We start from the raw sequence: 20,241 nt of genomic DNA on the forward strand, positions 1-20,241 counted from the left end.
GTATGCGGACTGCCCTACAGTGTGCGGACGCCCTGCCGACGCGCGGCCGCGGCGATCAGATCATCAGGAGTCATCGTGTCACGCTCAACCCCTACCTGACCTTCGACGGCAACGCCTGCGAGGCGATGGCGTTCTACGCCGCCGTCCTCGGCGGTGACCTGCGAGTCAGCACCTTCGCCGAGTTCGGTGACCCGGGCAACGAGGGTGTCATGCACGCCCAACTGCAGACGCCGGCCGGCTTCACGTCGATGGCGTCCGACATGCCGCCAGGGATGGGTGACGGGTATGTCGCGGGCACCAATATCTCGATCAGCCTCAGCGGGAACGCGAGCAATGAACTGCGCGGCTACTGGGCCGGGCTGGCCGAGGGCGGCACCGTCACGATGCCGTTGGAGAAGCAGATGTGGGGCGACGAGTTCGGGATGCTCGACGACCGCTTCGGGATCACTGGATGGGCAACATTGCCGGGGCGGCGCCCGCACAGGACTGAGGTCTGTGTTCACGGGCAAAGGGCACTGAACGGACGGAACCCGGGGCTCGTGGCGAATGCCGCGGAGTCGGGTTCCGCCGTTTGCGGGCCTGAAGGAGGGGAGATCAGGACCCGCTCGCGGCCTCGTCGAGCTTGACCAAGGTTGCCTTCATTTGGTCTTCGCTCACCAGAGGGAATTTCACCTTCTGTAGCAAAGCAGGGTCGGTAACCTTCGACCAGTCATAGGAATGACGGACAAGGGTGTGGTCCGGGCCCTCGGGGGAGAGTTCCCAGACCCATTCCCAGCCGGGCGGTTCGGTGCCAGCGGGGGCGGTCTGCCAGGCGAGCAAGGCGTTGTCGGCGTAGCCGGTGACGTGGTTGTCGGTCTGGTACTCACCGCCCATGTGGTCACCCTCCATGTTCATGGTGAAGATGTCCCCGACAGCCTTGATCCGCTGGGCGCCGGCCGTCGAGCGGATAAAGCCGGAACCGTCGAGAGCGATGTGCCGTTCCGGGTTGGAGAGGATATCGAAGACGGTGTCTGTCGAGGCGGGAATGAGACGCTCGACGGTGATTTTGGTGTCGGCCATCTCTGCACCATAAGTCAGTCCCATCGAGGACAGGGGCTAAGCGCCCAGGCGTCGTTGCGGTAGGCCACGTCGCTATGGGGCTACCAGCCTCGCACGGCCTTCACGGTGTCTATGGTGTCGGCCTGCTCGGCGCTCTTGTCGTCGCGATAGCGCAACACGCGGGCGAAGCGCAGAGCCATGCCGCCGGGGTAACGCGAGCTGCGTTGGATACCGTCGAAGGCGATCTCGACAACCTGCTCGGGGCGCACATACACGGTGTAGCTGTCGCGACTGGTCTGAAGTTCCTGGAAGCGTTCGGTCTGCCAGTCGAGCATCGCGTCGGTCATGCCTTTGAAGGTCTTGCCGAGCATGACGAAGTCGCCGGTGCGTGGATCGCGCGCTCCCAGGTGGATATTCGACAGTTTGCCCCGTCGGCGACCGCTGCCCCACTCGACGGCCAGTACGACAAGATCGAGGGTATGCCGTGGCTTCACTTTCACCCAGCCCGCGCCGCGGCGGCCCGCGGCATACGCACTGGTGGGGTCCTTGACGATGACGCCCTCGTGGCCCGCGCTGACCTGGGCGGCGAAGAACTCGGTGGCTGTGGTGGGGGAGCCGGTATGGATGCGCTCGATGCGGGCGGTGGGGGGCACGAGAGCGTCGAGCCTCTCGATTCGCTGGGTCAGGGGTTGGTCGAGCAGGTCTTCGTCGTCGATGTGGAGCAGGTCGAAGAAGCTCGTGGCAAGCGGGGTGGACGCGCGCAGCGTGGCCGGGTCCGCGCTGGAGGCGGTGCGCGAGCCGGTGACCTGGAAGGGCTCGGGACGGCCGTCGGGGCGCACGGCGACGGTTTCGCCGTCAAGGACGAGGCGCTCGGCGGGTAGGGCCCGGACGAGCTCGACGACCTCGGGCAGACGATCGGTGATCTCGTCAAGGCTCCGGGTGAAGAGCTGAACCTCGTCACCGTCTTTGTGGGCTTGCAGCCGGACGCCGTCGATCTTGCGCTCCAGCAACATCGGCGTGCCGGCGGTCATCGCCGCGGCGACGTCCGGGGCGCTGCCGGCGAGCATCGGCCGGAGCGGTCGTCCGACCTCCAGGGTGACTGCCTCGAGGGCGCTCTGTCCGCCGGACATAGCCGCCTCGGCGACCGGTCCAGCGAAGCCCGCGAGCATGACGGCGCGCTGCACCGCGGCCAGCGGGACCTCGGCGGCCTTGGCGATCGCGGCGAGCATGACGCCGTCCTGGGCGCCCTGGCGGACGCCACCGAGCATCAGGCCGCGCAGGTACTCCTGCTCGGAAGACGTTGCGCGGCTCAGCAATTCGGTGAGGATGGCCCGACGCGTGGCGCCGGATCCCTCGCCGCCGGTGGTAGCCAGCTGCTCAAACGCCGCGTCGACCTCGGCCACGGTGAGGGTGGCCTCCTGTGCTGAGTCCGGCAGGGTGGAGAGTGAGCGCCAGCCAACGCCGAGCCGGCGCTGCGGCAGGACGTTCGACAGGTAGGACGCGACGACGCCGACCTCGCCCGGCTCCGCCGCGCTCAGCGTCTCGGCCACAAACGCGACCTTCGCATTGCGCGCGGACGTGGCGACGAGATCCGCGGAGGTCTGGACGAGGCGAGCGAGCAGCATACGGTCGATTGTGTCGCGGGGCACCGACAACGGGCAGAGGAGCCAAGAAGGATCCGCCGGCTGAGCCTGCACACCCCGGTGCCGGCGAGTGCGTGCTTAGCCCCCGCGGCAGGGCGAGGCGAACTAGAGCGTGTGACGAAACCACGGAGGGACAGCGGTCCCCGCGAAGTATTGAAGCTGAGTCCCACGCTCTGCGTGGGCCGAAGGAGCGAGGGTCCCACGCTCTGCGTGGGCAAACTTCGTGGGGTGTCGTAGCGTGGGTGTGGCTCCAGACGACATCTGACTGACCGATGACATCCCCCAGCCGACCCAGACCGACCCGACCTGGCCCAAGACCCCCCGGAGGAACAATGGCCGCCGAAGGGCAAGCTGCCGTGAAAGACGGAACGGCGCCGGCCCCGGACGACCCGCGCAAGCCGCAGGCGCCGACCGAGATCAAGAAGCCCGGGTGGAAGTACACCCTCAAAGCCGCCTGGCACGAGTTCGGTCAGGATCAGTGCACGGACCTCGCCGCGGCGCTGACCTACTACTCCGTCCTCGCGGTCTTCCCCGCACTGCTCGCGCTGGTCTCGCTGCTCGGTGTCGTCGGGCAGGGGCAGTCAACCATCGACGCTCTCTTGAAGTTGCTCGACGAGGCCGGCATCGGCAATGTCGACGCCGAACTGCGCAAGGTCCTCACCAGCATGGTCAACGCAGGCGGCGCCGGTTTCGCGCTCGTCACGGGAATTCTCGGCGCCCTGTGGTCGGCGTCGGGATATGTCGGCGCTTTCGGCCGCGCGATGAACCGGATCTACCAGATCGATGAGGGCCGGCCGTTCTGGAAATTGCGCCCGATCCAGCTCGCGGTCACCGTCTTCATGGTCATCCTCGCGGCACTGGTGCTGCTTGGCTTGGTCGTCAGCGGCCCGCTGGCGCGAAGCATCGGCGATGTCATCGGCCTCGGCGACACCGCCGTGACCGCCTGGAATATCGCAAAGTGGCCGGTCATCCTGGCCATCGTCGTCGTCATGGTCGCCGTCCTCTACTACGCGACGCCGAATGTCCGCCAGCCTAAGATCCAGTGGGTCAGCATCGGTGCGGTCATCGCCATCCTTACGTGGGTGCTTGCGTCGCTGGCGTTCGGCTTCTATGTCTCCCAGTTCAGCAACTACAACAAGACCTATGGCTCGCTCGCTGGCGTCGTCGTCTTCCTCCTCTGGCTCTGGCTGACCAATCTCGCGCTGCTCTTCGGCGCCGAGGTCGATTCGGAACTCGAACGTGCCCGCCAGTTGCAGGCCGGCATCGTCGCTGAGCGCAACCTCCAACTGCCGCCCCGCGATGACACGAAGTCCAAGAAGGCGGCGGCCAAACACGAGAAGAAGGTCGCCGAGGGCCGCGAACTGCGCGAGTCATCCGGCAACAGCATTGAGCCGATCGATCCCCACCGCACCGGCGAGCTCGCCCAGGCCACGCCTGACAAGAAGGCTGCGCGTCAAGCGGCAGCAGCCGAGCCCGGCGGCCTCGACTCGGCCGCCCGGCCACCTATCGCAGACCGGCCCGCGACCCCGGAGGAGCAACCCGTCACGACGGTCGGCTTCGTCGGGATGATCGGTCTCGTCCTCATGCGGGTCCTCGCGAGACGCAAGAAGGCAATGGCCCGCGCGCGATAGGAGGCGAAGCCGTCACGATGTGTCCGAGGGGGGACTTGAACCCCCATCCCCGTGAGGGGACTAGCACCTCAAGCTAGCGCGTCTGCCAATTCCGCCACCCGGACGAGGTATCGGCGTGACGCCCAGGAGCGCCGCACCGAGGGGAGAGACTAGCACGCCGGCCGGGGCCTACCCAATCGCGGGCGCCTCCCGCGTCCTGCCAGCACGCCGTGATCGTTGCCTCATCGGGAATGGCCCGCGGATCACCGGAATTCCCCGCGTGCGGCACACTGGCGCCGTGCTGCACCTGCGCGTGACCACGCCTACCGAACTGACCCCCGGTGTGCTCGACGTGGTCAACGGCCATCCGTATGTCAGCGCGGTCGGCTTCCACCGTGGTGCAGCGCTGCGGCCCCTGGGCGACATCGTCACCGCCGATGTGGCGCGCGAAGGTGCCAACGAGATCCTCGACGCGCTGCGCGACCTAGGCGTGCACAAGTACGGCACCGTCCACATCGAGGAAGTCGGGACCTGGCTCTCGCACGGCGCCTACGAGGCAGAGAGTCAGGCCCCAGGCTCCAGCGCCGATGCGGTGGTGTGGGCGCAGGTGGGGAATCGGGCATACGCCGACTCCGAGTTCAACTGGACCTTCCTGTCGTTCATGACCATGGCCACCCTCCTGGCCAGCATCGCCATTGTGGTCGACTCGGGGATCCTGACCGTCGGCGCCATGGTCCTCGGCCCCGAGTTCGGGGCGATCGCCGCGATCGGCCTGGCACTCGTGCGACGGCGTTGGCACCTGCTGGCGCTGGCCACTCGGACTCTCACCCTGGGCTTCGGCGTCGCCATTGCCATCACCACGCTCGCCAGCCTGACCGGGCGCCTCCTCGGCTGGGTCACCCTCGAGGACGTCATCGGCCCGCGCCCCGGCACCGCCTTCATCTACTCCCCGGACAAGTGGTCCTTCATCGTGGCGATCGTGGCGGCGGCGGCCGGCGTCCTCTCGCTGACCTCGGCCAAGGTCGGCGGCCTGTCGGGTGTCTTCATCTCGGTCACAACGATTCCCGCAGCCGGCAATGTCGGGCTGGGGCTAGCGTTCGGCGCCTGGGGCGAGATTCGCGGATCGGTCATCCAACTCGTGGTCAACCTTGCGGGCATGGCGATCGCCGGCTGGTTGACGCTGTTCTTGCAGCAGTCCATCTGGTCTCGGATCAGCCCGCGCAGCAAGACGATGGTCGGCCGCCTGCCGCAATGAACCGACCGTATGCCGTGAGGTCTAGGTTCAGCAGATCGGACCAAGGAGGTTGTGGTGCAGGTACTCGACGGACGCGAGGTGCCCCTCGGCGGCATACGTGCACTGACCGTGCGACGCACGCTGCCGCATCGCGATCGGTCGTTTCATCGGGGCGTGGTGCTTCGTCGACCACTACGGTCCCGCGCCCGTCGGCGTCGACGGATCGGGCGGTATGGACGTGCCACCCCACCCGCACACCGGCCTGCAGACCGTCTCCTGGCTCTTCGACGGCGAGATCGAGCACCGCGACTCCGGCGGCAATCACGCGATGGTCCGTCCCGGGGAGGTCAACCTGATGACCGGTGGGCGGGGCATCGCCCACTCCGAGGTGTCCACGCCGGCCACGCACGTGCTGCACGGCGTCCAGTTATGGGTGGCGCTGCCCGAGGAAGCCCGCCAGCACGAGCGGTCGTTCGAGCACTTCGCCCCGCAGCGGGCGGCGCTGCCGGGGGAAGCGGGCACGGCATACGTGTTCCTGGGCGCGCTGGGCAATGTGGCGGCATCGCCTGTCAAAACACACACTCCGCTGCTGGGGGCGCAACTCGACCTCGTGCCCGGGGCGATGCTGGACCTGAGGTTGGACCCGGCATACGAGCACGGGGTGCTGCTCGACATCGGCGCCCTGAGCGTCGCCGGGCGGGACTTGGCCTTCGGCGACCTGGCGTGCTTCGACGCCGGGCGCGACTCGCTGACGCTGGCGGCCGGGCCGGCGGGGGCGCGTGTCGTGCTACTCGGCGGCCTCCCCTTCGAGGAGGAGATCGTCATGTGGTGGAACTTCGTCGCCCGCACCCACGACGAAATCGTGGAAGCGCGCGACGAGTGGGAGGCGAGCAGCGATCGCTTCGGCGACGTGCCCGGGTATGCCGGCGCGGTCGCCCGCATCCCCGCGCCGCCGCTGCCGAGTGGGCGGCTGCGGTCGCGGAACCGTTCCGGCCGCACCTAAGCTGCGTGCGTCGCCGCCAATCGTCACCCGTCTCATGGGTCCTTGCGAGGGCGGCCGCGGCGAGGGATGGGCTGGGCGGACCTGGGGGAGCGACCGGCATCAGCGAGCGCGCGGCGCAGCACCATCTCGATTTGGGCGTTCACGCTGCGCAACTCGTCGCCCGCCCAGCGGGTCAATGCCTCGTGCACGGCAGGATCGAGCCGGAGCAGCACCTGACGCCGCTCCGGCCGATCCGCGTTCGAGCCCGTCATGACTAGGTGTAGAGGCTGCCCGCGTTGAGGACGGGTGCCGCGTTCTGCTCGCTGCACAGGACGACGAGCAGGTTCGAGACCATGGCGGCGCGGCGCTCGTCGTCAAGATCGACGATCGACTCCTCTTCGAGCTTGGCCAGCGCCATCTCGACCATGCCCACAGCTCCCTCGACGATCTTGGCGCGTGCCGCGACGACGGCCGACGCCTGCTGGCGACGCAGCATCGCCTGGGCGATCTCGGGGGCGTAGGCCAGATGTGAGATCCGGACCTCGATGATCTCGACGCCGGCCACCGCTACCCGGGCGGCGACTTCCTGAGCCAGCTCGCCCGAGACGACATCGGTCGACCCGCGCAGCGACTCGCCGTCGCCCGCGGCATCGTCGTAGGGGTGACTGGTCGCGACATGCCGCAGCGCTGCCTCGGACTGCACACGCACGAAGCCCTGGTAGTCCTCGACGGAGAACGAGGCCTTGGCCGTGTCGGCGACCTGCCAGACCACGATGCAAGCAATCTCCACGGGGTTGCCGCTGGCGTCGTTGACCTTGAGGGCATTGGTCTCGAAGTTGTTGACCCGCAAGGAGACTCGCTTCTTGGTCGTCAGCGGCGCAACCATCGCAAGGCCGGTCCGGCGGTTTGTGCCGATATAGCGACCGAAGAACTGGATCACCTTGCTCTGACCGGGCTGGACGACCACGATCGAGGACAGGATCAGCAGGGCCAGGACGAACAGCACGACGGCCGCGATCATTCGGCCGACGCTCGGATTGACGCCAACCTGGCCCACCGGGATCGCCTTGACGAAGACATAGGCCGCGCTCGCGAGCAGGGCCACGCCGGCCGCGAGGGCCAAGAATCCGTTGACCGCGAACGACGGGCGCTCGGCCACGTCCACTCGCGCCCCTTGATGACCGACCGGCACGCCCGCTGGCTGCGGGACCGAGGGCTCGCTGATGTTCTGCGTCATGGTGTTTCCCCTGTCTTTGAGAAGCTATCTAAGTGATATCACATTAATGACGCTTTTGCAGCGCGTCCGGTTCCCGGGCCTCGACTCGGCCCCAGGGATGGTGGAATGGCTGGGCGTCCGCACCACTGACCCGCAAGGAGCCCACGCATGTATGCCGCACCGCGCGCCGCGCGCACGCCGGACGAGGTGCTCACGGACTTCACCGAATGGACTGCGCGGCAAGGGATCACACTCTATCCGGCACAGGAGGAGGCGGTCCTGGCGCTGCTCGGCGGTGCGAATGTCATCCTGGCGACGCCCACCGGCTCCGGGAAGTCCCTCGTGGCGGTGGCCGCGCACGCCAAGGCGCTCGGCGCTGGGGAGCGCAGTTGGTACACCGCCCCGATCAAGGCGCTGGTGTCGGAGAAGTTTTTCGCCCTGGTCGCGATCTTCGGGGCCGAGAACGTTGGCATGCTGACCGGAGACGCTGCGGTCAACACGGACGCCCCGATCATCTGCGCCACCGCTGAGGTGCTCGCGAATCAGGCGCTGCGCCAACGGCATACGGCCGATGTCGGGGTGGTCGTCATGGACGAATTCCACTTCTATGCCGAGCCCGACCGCGGGTGGGCCTGGCAGGTCCCGCTCCTCTTACTGCCACACACGCAGTTCTTGTTGATGTCGGCGACCCTCGGTGACACCAGCTTCTTCGAGACTGACCTGACCCGCCGCACCGGACGCGAGACAGTGGCCATCACGCACGCGGACCGGCCGGTGCCGCTGCACTTCGCGTGGGCCATGACGCCGATCCACGAGACCATCGAGGATCTGCTACGTGAGCGGCAGGCGCCGATCTACGTCGTCCATTTCACCCAGCAGGCAGCCGTCGAGCGGGCCCTGGCCCTGATGAGTGTCAACGTCTCCTCGACCGCGAACAAGGACGCCATCAAGGCCCTCGTCGGTGGCTTCCGCTTCGGCAAGGGCTTCGGCCAGACGCTGAAACGCCTTGTCCTGCATGGCATCGGCATCCACCACGCCGGGATGCTGCCGAAATACCGCCGGCTCGTCGAGATGCTCGCTCAAGCCGGCCTGCTCAAAGTCGTGTGCGGCACCGAAACCCTCGGGGTCGGCATCAATGTTCCTATCCGGACCGTGCTGATCACCTCGCTGACCAAGTACGACGGCCGGCGCCAGCGGGTCCTGCGGGCGCGCGAGTTCCACCAGATCGCGGGTCGCGCGGGGCGCGCCGGGTATGACGTCGAAGGTTTCGTCGTCGTCCAGGCGCCCGAGCACGTCATCGAGAATCACCGGGCGCTCCTTAAGGCCGGTGACGATCCCAAGAAGCGCCGCAAGGTCGCTCGCAAGGGCCCGCCCCAGGGCGTCCTCTCCTACACCCAAGCGACGTATGACCGGCTGGTCGCCGCCCCGCCGGAAGCGCTCCGCTCACGTTTCCACGTCACCCACGCAATGCTCCTCAACGCCTTCGCCGAACCGGATGGTCAGGGCGAAACCCTGCGAATCCTGTTGTCCGACAACCACGAAGACGCCTCGCGCTACCCAGGACTGATCCGACATGCCGCCCAGGTGATCGACGCGCTCGTGCGTGCCGACATCGTCGAGGTCGACGTGGACGAGCCCGGCTACGCGGTCCCGGCGGCCCTGCTCACCTCTCCCGAGGGAGCGACGCAGGCCACGGAGGCCGGCCTCGTGGGCGGGATTCCTTACGCGGCCACGGACGGGGGCGCCGAGCCGGACGAGGCCGGGGTCGAGGCAGACACAAGGGATTCCGATGCGGCGGGCGAGGACGACATGCCGCTCGACGTCGCGGGGACGTTGGCCACGGCATACCGGCTGGTCGACGATCTGCAGCACGGCTTCGCGCTCAACCAGCCGCTTTCCGCCTTCGCCGTTGCGGCCATCGACGTGCTCGATCCGCAGGATCCGGGCTACACGCTAGATCTGGTCAGCGTCATCGAGGCGACGCTGGAGGATCCGCGGGCGGTCTTGATGGCGCAGCAGTTCGAGGCGCGTGGGGTGGCTGTGGACCAGCTCAAGGCGGACGGCCTCGACTACGAGGAGCGCGTGGCGCTGCTGGAGGATGTCACCTGGCCCAAGCCGCTCGCCGACTTTCTCGGCGCGACCTTCGCCAGCTATCGCCGCAGCCATCCGTGGATCCACGACGGCGATCTGTCGCCGAAATCCGTTGTGCGCGAGATGTTCGAGACCGGTATGACTTTTGGTCAGTTCGTCGGCCGCTACAAGCTTGCGCGTGCCGAAGGCGTGGTGTTGCGCTATCTGTCCGACGCGTATCGCGCGCTGCGCTCCACGGTTCCGGTCAGTGTGCGCTCGGAGGAATTCGACGATCTCCTCGAATGGCTCGGTGAGCTTGTGCGACAGACCGATTCGAGCCTGCTCGATGAGTGGGAGGAGCTGGCCAACCCCAGCGACGAGGACGCGACCGAGGTCCGCTCGGGTGACACCCGCGTCCTCAGCGCCAACCCGCGCGCCCTGCGCGTCATGGTCCGCCAGGCGGCCTTCCGGCGCATCGACCTGCTCGCCCGCGAGGCGTATGCCGCTCTGGCCCAGTTGGATTCGGGCCTGACCCAGGCCGAGTGGGAGAGCGCCGCCGGCGACTATTTCGCCGAATACGCCGACATCGGCACCGGGCCCGAAGCGCGCGGCCCGGGTCTGTTCGCCATCGACGAGCGCCCGGGGGAGTGGATCGTGACTCAGGTGCTCGATGACCCCGAGGGCGACCGGGACTGGCGAGTGACCCTGCGTCTCGACATCGCGGCCACCGACGAGGCCGGCGAACTCGACCTGCGCACCCTCGACTTCGCTCCCGCGCCCTAGGGTGACGGGATGGATCTGCCCGTGCTCCCGCCCGTCCTGCCGATGCTCGCCAAGTCGGTCAAGGGCATCCCTGACCCCGGCAAGCACGACGGCGGACTCTCCTTCGAGCCGAAGTGGGACGGCTTCCGGTGCCTGGTGTTCAAAGACGGTGACGAGATCGAATTGACCTCGCGCAACACCAAGCCACTGACGCGGTATTTCCCCGAGGTCGTCGCCGCGATGCGCGGGTGCCTGCCCGACAAGGTCGTCCTCGACGGCGAGATCTTCGTCGCAATCGGTGACCGCTTGGAGTTCGAAGTCCTCCAGGAACGCATCCACCCAGCCACGTCCCGCGTCACCTTGCTCAGCACCCAGACGCCCGCGCAATATGTCGCCTTCGACCTCCTGGCGCTCGCCTCGGAGAACCTCATGGACCGCCCTTTCACCGAGCGCCGCGCTGCCCTGACGGGCGTGCTGACCAAGGACAGCCCGAGTGTGCACATCACACGGACCACGACCGACCCCGCCCGAGCACACGCATGGTTCGAACAATTCGAGGGCGCGGGACTGGACGGGGTGATGGCCAAGCCGATGGGCGCGGCATACGTCCCCAACGGACGCACGATGTTCAAGATCAAGCACGAGCGCACCGCGGACGTCGTCCTCGCCGGCTATCGCCTCCACAAGAACTCCACGCCCGACCATCCCCTCCTTGGATCCTTGCTGCTCGGGCTCTATGACACCGAGAGCGGGCTGCAACACATCGGCGTCTCGGCATCCTTCACGCAGGCCCGCCGAGCCGCGCTGGTCGAGGAGTTGCGTCCCCTGGAGTGCCCTTTCGAGGAGCACCCCTGGGGCGGCTGGGCCGAGTGGGCGATCGCCAACCCCGACCGAGTCCCCGGCACCCAGAGCCGATGGAGCGCCGGCAAGGATCTCTCGTTCGTGCCGCTGCGGCCCGAACGCGTCCTCGAAGTCGGCTACGACCACATGGAGGGCCGGCGTTTCCGGCATACGGCACAATTCAAGCGCTGGCGCCCCGATCGCGAACCAGAGAGCTGCGGCTACGACCAGCTCGACGAGGTCGCGTCCTACGACCTGGCAGACATCCTGCGCACCGACTGAGCCGTCGTGCGGGGCCGACGGGCCCACCGCACGCCCCCTCCTTTACAGTGGGTGGGCGGCGCGCTGCGCCGATCACAACAACGAACTATGGGGAGATCGTTCGATGTATGCCCGCACCCAGCTGACCGCTCTCGTCTTTGCCGCCGCCACGGCCCTGACCGCCTGCGGCGGTGGCGGTGGCTCGTCCACCACGAGCGCAGCGGCCACCACGCCGCCGGCCACAACCGCAGCCGCCACGACCAGCGCTGCTAGTTCGGCTCCCGCCACCGACACCGCCAGCGGCGCTGGCCTGCCCGGCAATCTCGAGGGGTGTATGGACGCCGCGAACGTCGGGCTGGCGATGGCCGGTGTCGGGTTGGAGGGACTGACCGGCAAGTTCGATCAGGCAGCCTTCGACAAGGCCTTCCCCGCCGGCACCATCGACAAGCTCCCGAACGGTCTGAAGGATCTCTACACCGCAGCGGAGACGGCCGCCAAGGACATTGTCGGCAAATCCGGCACCGAGGCGATGAACGCGACCACCGCCTACACCGACAAGCTCACCGCCTACAGCGAGGCGCTGGGCAAGGTCTGCAGCTGACGCGATGGCGGTGACGGCGCAGGACGAGGTCGCGCGGATCTGCCAAGAGCTGATCCGCATCGATTCGAGCAACTTCGGCGACGGACGCGGCCCCGGGGAGGCGGCGGCCGCGGCATACGTCGTCGGGTTGCTCGAAGAGGTGGGCCTGACGCCGACCGTCATCGAATCCGACCCGGGGCGCGCGAGTGTCTTCCTGCGCATCCCGGGGGCGGATCGCACCCGGCCCGGCCTGGCCATCCACGGTCATCTCGACGTCGTTCCGGCGAATGCGGCGGACTGGCAGGTCGATCCCTTCGCCGGGGTCGAGCGCGATGGGTGCATCTGGGGTCGTGGCGCGGTCGACATGAAGGGGATGGACGCGATGATCCTCGCGACCGTCCGCGAACTCGCCCGCACCGGCACCGTCCCGCCGCGCGACCTGGTGATCGGCTTCTTCGCCGACGAGGAGGCGGGCGGCGTGCACGGCTCGCAGTATGTCGTCGCGAACCATCCGGAGATCTTCGCCGGCGTGTCCGAGGCGATCAGCGAGGTCGGAGGCTACAGCGTCACCGTCCCCGGCGCCGACGGCAATCCGCGCCGCGCCTATCTGCTCCAGACCGCGGAAAAGGGCATCCTCTGGCTTCGGATGACCGCGCACGGCCGGGCCGGGCACGGCTCTGTCCCCAATGACGAGAACCCGATCGTCCGTCTCGCCCAGGCGATCGCCCGGATCGACGCCCACGAGTGGCCGCGCGAGTTCATCCCGTCGGTCGAGTCGCTCCTGGACGGCCTCGCCGACCTGACCGGGACCTCGTATGCCGGCGGCGACCTCGACCCGCTGCTCGCGCACCTCGGCGGGGCGGCCGGATTCGTGCGGGGCACGCTGCGCGACACGGCCAACCTGACGATGCTGGAGGCCGGGTACAAGCAGAACGTCATCCCGCAGGACGCGCACGCCAGCATTGACGCACGCTTCCTGCCCGGTCATGACGAAACCGTCATGAAGACCTTGCGCGACCTGGCCGGCGATCACGTCGACATCGACATCCTGCACGAGGACATCGCCCTGGACTCACCCTTCTCCGGCGGGCTGGTCGAGGCGATGATCGAGGCCATCCAGGCCGAAGATCCAGGCGCAGAGGTACTGCCCTACTGCCTCTCCGGGGGCACGGACAACAAGGCCCTCTCGCGGCTCGGCATCACCGGCTACGGCTTCGCGCCCCTGCAACTGCCCGCCGACCTCGACTTCGCCCCGATGTTCCACGGAATCGACGAGCGCGTGCCCGTGGCTGCGCTGGAGTTTGGCACTCGGGTCCTCGCGCGCCTGATCGCCACCTGCTGACGAACCCCGCGCAAGCGGCCGACGGACAGCGCCATCGGCGAAGCGGCGGGTCTCCGCCCGGGTGAGTTGTCGGTGACCCGGGCTCCTTGTGTGCGAACAGGCACGCGCTACCGTGTCTGCCATGGCCGACCCGCGCGCTGCCCTTGTTGCCTTGACCGCCGCCTTCGAACGACACCTGGAAGCCTGCGCACAACGCCGCGGCGAGGACGACCCGGCCGTGGTGGCCGCTTATGACGACCTGGCCGACGCCTTCGAGGAATATGACGAGTCCCTGCTGGAAGCCTTCGGCGAGATGACTCCGCTCGAGCTCTACGCAGGCGAGGACGACGACTCCGACGAGGATGAGGAGTTGGATGAGGAGCCGGACGACGAGGACGACCTCGACGACGACGATGACCTCGACGATGAGGACGACGACGAGAGCGCGACGGGCAGCGATGACGAGTCCGATTCGGATCAGCGCTATCTCGGCCTGGACGACGAGGAGTTCGACGTCGTCGAGCTCGGCGACGACGCGGCCGGCCACCCGAGCTGACGTCCGCTCCCGCACTCAACCGCGCCCCCCACAGTCCGTCCGGCGCGCCCTCAGGTGCTTCCCAGTTTTGGCTGGTTGAATTCTGCACCGCGTTGCTCGTTGCCGTGCTCGCTCCCATGCCCGCCCTCTGACCCCCGAGGCCTCTGCTCATGCTCAGCTATTTCGATGCCGTCGTGCTCGGCGTCGTCGAGGGACTCACCGAGTTCCTCCCCGTCTCTTCCACCGGCCATCTGACGGTCGCCGAGAAAATGCTCGGCCTCAAGGTCGACGAACCGGCGGTCACGGCCTACACGGCGATCATTCAGCTCGGAGCAATCCTGGCGACCCTTCTCTTCTTCGGGCGCAAGATCATTCGGCTGTTTCTGGCGTGGGTGCGCGGGCTGACCGATGCCCAGGCGCGCACAAATCATGACTACCCCCTGGCCTGGGCGGTCATCCTCGGCTCGATCCCGGTCGGGATCGTCGGCTTCCTGGCGCGTCACGTCATCGAAGGTCCCTTGCGTAATCTTTGGGTCGTCGCCGCGGCCCTGGTCGCCTGGAGTGCGGTGATGTTCGTCGCCGAGAAGCGCCACGACGACCTCGCAGCGGCCGGCAGCCAGCGCGGTGAGGGGCAGGTCGACGCCAAGGACGGGGTCATCATCGGCCTGGTCCAGTGCTTCTCGCTGATCCCCGGAGTGTCCCGGTCCGGGGCCACGATCTCGGCCGGGCTCCTGCGCGGCATCGACCGCGTCACCGCGACCGAACTGAGCTTCTTCATGGCCATCCCGGCACTGACCGCGGCCGGCCTGTTCTCGATGGTGTCCGAGAAGGACAACCTCGGTGCACTCGGCGCCGGCCAGATGCTCCTAGGCACCGTGGTCGCCTTCGTCGTCGCGTATGCCTCGATCGCCTGGCTCCTGCGCTTCGTCGCGACCAACTCGCTGCGCTCCTTCATCGGCTACCGCGTCCTGGCCGGTGCCGGCCTGGCCCTGGCGCTGGGCGCGGGCTGGCTCGCGGCGACCTGAGGTCGCGCGACCTAGACTGCCCCAGTGCCGACACTCCTGCTGATCCGCCACGGCCGGACGACCGCCAACGCTTCCGGGACGCTCGCCGGCCACCTGCCCGGCATCGGCCTCGACGAGGTCGGCCGCACCCAGGCCGCCCGGCTCGCGGAGCGCCTCAGCGCCCTGCCCGTATGCCGTGTGGTCGCCAGCCCGCTGCAGCGCACGGTCGAGACCGCCACGCTGGTGGCCGAGGCGCACGGGCTGCCCGTGCTGACGGAGGTGGGCCTGGAGGAGTGCCGGTATGGCGCGTGGACCGGCCGGCCGCTGAAGGACCTGGCGGCCGAGGACCTCTGGCAGACCGTGCAGCGGGCACCGTCCGCCGCGACCTTCCCGCCCAGCCCGGAGCACGCCAACGAATCCCTGGCGCAGATGTCGGCCCGGGCGATCGCCGCAGTGCGAGGGCACGATGCCGAGGTTCGCGGCGAGCATGGCGCGCAGGCCATCTGGGCGGCGGTCAGCCACGGCGACGTCATCAAGGCGATCCTCGCCGACGCCCTGGGGACCCACCTGGATCAGTTCCAGCGCATCCACGTTGACCCGGCATCGGTGAGCGTCATCCTCTATACCACCGGCCGGCCGCTCGTCCTCGGGATCAACGGCACGGGCACAGGCCTAGAGGGCCTGATCCCGGCGCCCATCGCCGAGGAGGCTCCGGCCGACGACACCGGCGACGGGATCATCGGCGGCGGCGGCGGAGGCGCGCCCGACCCGGCGGGTAGGGTCGAAGACATGAGTTCCACCGGTCAGGTCGGGCGCGAGGACGTCCGATGAGCCTGACGTCCTACGACCCGCCGGAGCGCTTCGTTGCAGGCACGGTCGGCCCGCCCGGCAACCGGACCTTCTTCCTGCAGGCCCGCGACGGCGCCCGGATCTCGACGATGTCGGTGGAAAAGGTGCACGTCATCGCGATCGCCGACCGGATCAGCGATGCCCTGGAGGCCTCTGGGTCGCTGCCGGCCGTGCCGCTTGCGGTCGACAACGAGCCCCTGGACACCCCCTTCGAAGACGATTTCCGCATCAACACCCTCGCCCTGCGCTTCGAGGCGGACCGTCGGGTCGTCATTCTCGAATGCCACGACCGCGACCCCGACGCCGACGAGGAGGCGCAGCAGCAGGCCCGCGAGGCCGGCCTGCCGGCCGCGATCCAGTCGGTTCAGGTGACGCTCAGCGCGCCGATGGCGGCCGAGTTCGCGCGACGCTGCAAGGCGCTAGTGGCCGCCGGCCGCCCGCCCTGTCCCTTCTGCGGGCTGCCCCTGGATCCGACCGGGCACATCTGCCCCCGCGCGAACGGCTACCGGCGCTGATCGACGCGGAGCAGTTGCAGCGCGCCGAGTTGCACATCCTCGGCCGGGTCGCGGGCGCCTCCAACACCACGCTGCTGACCCGGCTCGATGCTGCCGGCACCGGTCCGCTGGCGATCTACAAGCCGATCTCCGGCGAGCGCCCGCTGTGGGATTTCCCCGACGGCTCGCTCGCGGGGCGGGAGCGGGCGGCCTATGTCATCAGCGAACTAGGCGGCTGGCACATGGTGCCCCGCACCATCCTGCGCGACGGCCCACTGGGACGCGGCATGGTCCAGGAGTGGCTCGGCGGCCTGGGCGAGGACGCCCCCGAATCCGTCGTCCACGTGATCCGCCCTGGCAGCCTGGCCACCGGACTGATCCCCGTCCTGCGAGCCGTCGACGACGACGGCGGGCCGCTGCTCGTCGCCCATGAGGACGCACCGGACGTGCGTGCCCTGGCCGTGCTCGACGTCGTCCTGAACAACACCGACCGCAAAGGCGCGCACGCCTTCCGGCATGAAGGGCGCCTGTATGCCGTCGATCACGGCGTGACCTTCCACCGCGAGCCCAAGTTGCGGACTGTCTTATGGGGTTGGGCCGGAGAAGCATTGCCCGACAGCGAGATCCACCGCCTGGAGACCCTTGCCACCCGGCTGGAGCGCGTGGACGAGGAGTCCTCGGAACTGGCCGAGCACCTGACGGTCCGCGAGGTGCGTGCGCTCCGGGCGCGGGTCGCGGCCTTGCTGGCGGAGCGGCACCATCCGGCGCCCGCGGGGGAGTGGCCCGCCATCCCCTGGCCGCCGCTCTGATCTGTCGGCGGCGGCAGTTACCCTTGCCGACGTGAGAGCCTGGCCCGAGGTCACGATCCCAGCCATCCCCGGTCACGGCGGTTCCGTGCGCGTGCGCGACACCGCGTCCGGCGAGCTCGTGGAGGTGACCGGCAGCGACGGCAGCGCCAGCCTGTATGTCTGCGGGATCACCCCGTATGACGCCACCCACCTCGGTCACGCCGCCACCTATGTGACCTTCGATCTGCTCGGACGCGCGCTGCGCGACAGCGGATTGCGGGTGCGCTACATCCAGAATGTGACCGACGTCGACGACCCGCTGCTCGAGCGCGCAGCGCGCGACGGCGTGGACTGGACCGATCTCGCTGCCTCCGAGATCGCCCTCTTCCGCGAAGACATGACCGCGCTGGGCGTGCTGCCGCCGGCGGAGTTGGTCGGCGTCGTCGAGTCCATCGACGTCATCGCTGCGGACGTGCGCGAACTGATCGCGGCGGGAGCGGCATACGAGTTGGGGGTGCCGGGCGCGGACGGCCCGGACATCTACCTGGACCTGACGCGCGCCGACGATTTTCCGATCGTCAGCAACTTCACGCGCACGGCCATGATGGACGTGATCGTCGACCGGGGCGGCGACCCCGACCGGCCCGGGAAGCGCGATCCGCTCGACCCCCTGCTGTGGCGCGCCGAGCGGCCGGGTGAGCCGGCTTGGCGGGTGCCGGGGTTGCCCGCCGGACGGCCGGGCTGGCACATCGAGTGCACGGCCATCGCCGGCGACCGCCTCGGGCTGCCCATCGACGTCCAGGGCGGGGGCGTCGACCTCGTCTTCCCCCATCACGATATGTCCGCGACCCAGGCCGAGGTCCTGGGCGAGCGCTTCGCCAAGGCGTATGTGCACCAGGCCATGGTCGGCCTCGACGGCGAGAAGATGAGCAAGTCCAAGGGCAACCTGGTGCTCGTCTCCGCCCTGCGCGGGGCCGGGATCGACCCGATGGCCATCCGGTTGCTGCTGCTCGGCCACCGCTACGACGCGCCCTGGGAGTTCACCGACAACGACCTGGAAACGGCGCGGACGCGCCTGTCGTCGTGGCGTGCAGGGGTATCGGTCAATGAGGGGCCGCCCGCCGAGGCCACCGTGGCCGCGATCCGCGCCGCCCTGGCCGACAACCTGGATGCCCCGGCGGCCGTAGCCGCCGTCGATGCGTGGGTCGCTGCGTCACTGGCCGGCGCGGGCGACCTGGCCGCCGACCAGCCGGGCATCCTGGCCCGGGCGCTCGACGCGCTACTGGGCGTGCGACTCTAGCGATCCGTGCGCCCGGCCGCCCCGCCCGCCGGCTGCCTGACCGCGTTCGCTCAGCCTTCGGTGCCGCCCTGGCCGCGAAGGTAGCGCTCGAACTCGCGGGCAATGACGTCGCCGCTGGCCTCGGGCAACTCGGCGGTGTCCTGGGCCTTCTCCAGAGCTTCGACGTATTCGGCGACCTCGTCATCCGACTCGGCGAGAGCGTTGACGCCCTTCTCCCAGGCCTGGGCCTGCTCCGTCAGGTCCTCGGCGTCGATCGGCCGATCGATCAGCTTGCTCAAGGTGTCCAGCAGGGCGAGGGTCGCCTTGGGCGACGGCGGGTGACCGGCGTAGTGCGGCACCGCGGCCCAGCAGGAGATGGACGTGATCCCGGACTGGGTGGCCGCATCGGCGAGCACACCGACGATGCCGGTGGGGCCCTCATACGTGCTCGGTTCGAGGTCGAAACGGTGGATCGTGGCGTCGTCCTCCGACGTTGCCGTGACCGGGATCGGGCGCGAGTGGGCGACATCGGCCATCAGCGCCCCAAGGGTGATGAAGGTTGTCACGCCGGCGCTCTGCGCGAACTCCATCAACTCCACGGTGAAGCCCCGCCACTTGAAGCTGGGCTCGATCCCGCTGACGAGGATCACGCTGCGATCGAGGCCGGGGCGGCGCGCGTGCAGGATGCGGGTGGTGCGCCACTGGATGCGGCGGCGCCCATTGTCGATGACGGCCCGCGGACGGTTGACCTGGAAGTCGTAGTAGTCCTCGGGGTCGAGGGCCGCAACGGGGTGCGCGTCCCAGAGCCCCGAGAGGTGCTCGATCGCGTCCGTAGCGGCCTCACCGGCGTCGTTCCAGCCCTCGAAGGCAAGGATCATCACCGTGTCCCGCAACTCCGGGAGGTCGTCGAGCTCGATCACTCGCTTCTCCTTGCCGACCTTGAGGTCATCTCCACTTCTGGGCATAGGCAGGCTATCGCGCCGACCCGAAATAGCATGGGCATTCGCCACCACATCGACAGGGACTCCACACGTGACCGACCGATCGACACCTCCGCTGCCCGCGGCCGTGCTCTGGGACATGGACGGGACCCTCGTCGACACCGAGCCCTACTGGATCGCCGCTGAGTACGCGATCGTCGCCGAATACGGCGGGCAATGGAGCGACGAACTCGCCCACCAGATCGTCGGCAACCCGCTGCTGGTGTCGGCGGAGTTCATCCTGGCCAACTCCCCGGTGTCGATGTCGCCGGATGAACTCGTCGAGGCTCTGCTCGAGCGGGTGGTCGCCCGGGTGACCGAATGCGTCCCGTGGCGGCCGGGTGCCCGGGAGTTGCTCGACGATCTGCGCGCGCATGGCGTCCCCTGCGCCCTGGTGACGATGTCGTGGGCGTCGCTGGCGCGCGCCGTGACCGACTCCCTGCCCGAAGGGTCCTTCGCCGTCGTCGTGACCGGTGATCGGGTCACCCACGGAAAGCCGCACCCCGAGCCGTATCTTGCGGCCACCGCCGCCTTGGACGTCCCGCCCGAGCGGTGCGTCGCGATCGAAGACTCCGCGACCGGCGTGCGCTCGGCCGTCGCCGCCGGCGTGCCGACCATCGCGGTGCCCAATGTCGTCAAGGTCCCCAACATCCCCGGCGCCGTCCGCCTGCCGTCCTTGGCCGGCCTGGGCGCGCGCGACCTCACCCCCCTCTTCCCCTAACGTCGAGTGGCCGGTTCAGCCCCGTCGAGTGGCC

At 68.7% G+C, this 20,241-nt stretch carries 20 protein-coding genes and 1 tRNA gene; 15 read left to right on the forward strand and 6 right to left on the reverse strand.

What is annotated here, in order from left to right:
- Window positions 1-2 precede the first annotated feature (2 nt).
- Window positions 3-626: a VOC family protein gene (locus tag ABD209_RS01515; RefSeq protein ID WP_344061109.1), complete on the forward strand. Its 624-nt coding sequence runs from the start codon at window positions 3-5 to the stop codon at window positions 624-626.
- On the opposite strand, the gene ABD209_RS01520 is transcribed toward ABD209_RS01515, so the two are convergent.
- On the reverse strand, window positions 595-1,059 hold the full coding sequence (locus ABD209_RS01520; RefSeq protein WP_344061111.1) for an SRPBCC family protein: 465 nt from the start codon (window positions 1,057-1,059) through the stop codon (window positions 595-597). The two genes, ABD209_RS01515 and ABD209_RS01520, sit on opposite strands and share 32 nt — an antisense overlap.
- A gap of 80 nt (window positions 1,060-1,139) precedes the next feature.
- On the reverse strand, window positions 1,140-2,663 hold the full coding sequence (locus ABD209_RS01525) for an ATP-dependent DNA ligase (protein WP_344061113.1): 1,524 nt from the start codon (window positions 2,661-2,663) through the stop codon (window positions 1,140-1,142).
- Between the two features lie 374 nt (window positions 2,664-3,037).
- Between ABD209_RS01525 and ABD209_RS01530 the strand changes: the two genes are divergently transcribed.
- The gene (locus ABD209_RS01530) at window positions 3,038-4,312 is read left to right on the forward strand and encodes a YihY/virulence factor BrkB family protein (protein WP_344061115.1); all 1,275 of its coding nucleotides are present in this window, start codon (window positions 3,038-3,040) and stop codon (window positions 4,310-4,312) included.
- Between the two features lie 20 nt (window positions 4,313-4,332).
- Here ABD209_RS01530 and ABD209_RS01535 read toward each other — a convergent pair.
- Window positions 4,333-4,416: transfer RNA gene (locus ABD209_RS01535), tRNA-Leu, on the reverse strand.
- A gap of 173 nt (window positions 4,417-4,589) precedes the next feature.
- Here ABD209_RS01535 and ABD209_RS01540 point away from each other — a divergent pair.
- Window positions 4,590-5,546 carry a DUF389 domain-containing protein gene (locus ABD209_RS01540; RefSeq protein WP_344061118.1) on the forward strand — a complete coding sequence of 319 codons (957 nt, stop codon included), beginning with the start codon at window positions 4,590-4,592 and terminating at the stop codon, window positions 5,544-5,546.
- A gap of 145 nt (window positions 5,547-5,691) precedes the next feature.
- Window positions 5,692-6,528 (forward strand): pirin family protein, encoded by an 837-nt coding sequence (locus tag ABD209_RS01545; protein ID WP_344061209.1) that lies wholly within the window; start codon window positions 5,692-5,694, stop codon window positions 6,526-6,528.
- 32 nt (window positions 6,529-6,560) lie between these two features.
- Here the strand turns inward: ABD209_RS01545 and ABD209_RS01550 are convergent, their stop codons facing one another.
- Window positions 6,561-6,779, reverse strand: a complete 219-nt coding sequence (locus ABD209_RS01550; protein WP_324386524.1) for a type II toxin-antitoxin system antitoxin — start codon at window positions 6,777-6,779, stop codon at window positions 6,561-6,563.
- 2 nt (window positions 6,780-6,781) lie between these two features.
- A complete protein-coding gene (locus ABD209_RS01555; RefSeq protein ID WP_324386523.1) occupies window positions 6,782-7,744 on the reverse strand; it encodes an SPFH domain-containing protein in 963 nt (320 codons plus the stop codon).
- Between the two features lie 147 nt (window positions 7,745-7,891).
- Between ABD209_RS01555 and ABD209_RS01560 the strand changes: the two genes are divergently transcribed.
- From ABD209_RS01560 to mshC, 10 genes are all read left to right on the forward strand, one after another.
- Window positions 7,892-10,576 carry a DEAD/DEAH box helicase gene (locus ABD209_RS01560; RefSeq protein ID WP_344061123.1) on the forward strand — a complete coding sequence of 895 codons (2,685 nt, stop codon included), beginning with the start codon at window positions 7,892-7,894 and terminating at the stop codon, window positions 10,574-10,576.
- A 9-nt stretch (window positions 10,577-10,585) separates the two neighbouring features.
- Entirely contained in the window at window positions 10,586-11,677 is a 1,092-nt protein-coding gene (locus tag ABD209_RS01565) for an ATP-dependent DNA ligase (protein ID WP_324386521.1), read from the forward strand.
- Between the two features lie 103 nt (window positions 11,678-11,780).
- Window positions 11,781-12,257 (forward strand): hypothetical protein, encoded by a 477-nt coding sequence (locus ABD209_RS01570; protein WP_344061126.1) that lies wholly within the window; start codon window positions 11,781-11,783, stop codon window positions 12,255-12,257.
- Between the two features lie 4 nt (window positions 12,258-12,261).
- Complete coding sequence (locus tag ABD209_RS01575) at window positions 12,262-13,578, forward strand: M20/M25/M40 family metallo-hydrolase (protein ID WP_324386519.1); 1,317 nt, start codon at window positions 12,262-12,264, stop codon at window positions 13,576-13,578.
- A 121-nt stretch (window positions 13,579-13,699) separates the two neighbouring features.
- The gene (locus ABD209_RS01580) at window positions 13,700-14,113 is read left to right on the forward strand and encodes a hypothetical protein (protein WP_344061129.1); all 414 of its coding nucleotides are present in this window, start codon (window positions 13,700-13,702) and stop codon (window positions 14,111-14,113) included.
- Between the two features lie 149 nt (window positions 14,114-14,262).
- Window positions 14,263-15,117 (forward strand): undecaprenyl-diphosphate phosphatase, encoded by an 855-nt coding sequence (locus ABD209_RS01585; RefSeq protein WP_324386517.1) that lies wholly within the window; start codon window positions 14,263-14,265, stop codon window positions 15,115-15,117.
- 24 nt (window positions 15,118-15,141) lie between these two features.
- Entirely contained in the window at window positions 15,142-15,927 is a 786-nt protein-coding gene (locus ABD209_RS01590; protein WP_344061132.1) for an MSMEG_4193 family putative phosphomutase, read from the forward strand.
- Complete coding sequence (locus ABD209_RS01595; RefSeq protein WP_324386515.1) at window positions 15,924-16,460, forward strand: DUF3090 domain-containing protein; 537 nt, start codon at window positions 15,924-15,926, stop codon at window positions 16,458-16,460. Before ABD209_RS01590 ends, ABD209_RS01595 begins: the two co-directional genes overlap by 4 nt.
- A 14-nt stretch (window positions 16,461-16,474) precedes the next feature.
- Entirely contained in the window at window positions 16,475-17,248 is a 774-nt protein-coding gene (locus tag ABD209_RS01600; protein ID WP_344061135.1) for an SCO1664 family protein, read from the forward strand.
- Between the two features lie 31 nt (window positions 17,249-17,279).
- Complete coding sequence (mshC, locus tag ABD209_RS01605) at window positions 17,280-18,527, forward strand: cysteine--1-D-myo-inosityl 2-amino-2-deoxy-alpha-D-glucopyranoside ligase (protein ID WP_344061138.1); 1,248 nt, start codon at window positions 17,280-17,282, stop codon at window positions 18,525-18,527.
- Between the two features lie 50 nt (window positions 18,528-18,577).
- Here mshC and ABD209_RS01610 read toward each other — a convergent pair whose 3' ends face one another.
- Entirely contained in the window at window positions 18,578-19,426 is an 849-nt protein-coding gene (locus tag ABD209_RS01610; RefSeq protein ID WP_344061141.1) for a PAC2 family protein, read from the reverse strand.
- Between the two features lie 112 nt (window positions 19,427-19,538).
- On the opposite strand from ABD209_RS01610, the gene ABD209_RS01615 reads away from it, so the two are divergent.
- On the forward strand, window positions 19,539-20,207 hold the full coding sequence (locus ABD209_RS01615) for an HAD family hydrolase (protein WP_344061144.1): 669 nt from the start codon (window positions 19,539-19,541) through the stop codon (window positions 20,205-20,207).
- The last annotated feature ends 34 nt before the right edge of the window (window positions 20,208-20,241 follow it).

The sequence above is a fragment of the Nostocoides vanveenii genome (assembly GCF_039531165.1).
Classification (GTDB): domain Bacteria; phylum Actinomycetota; class Actinomycetes; order Actinomycetales; family Dermatophilaceae; genus Nostocoides_A; species Nostocoides_A vanveenii.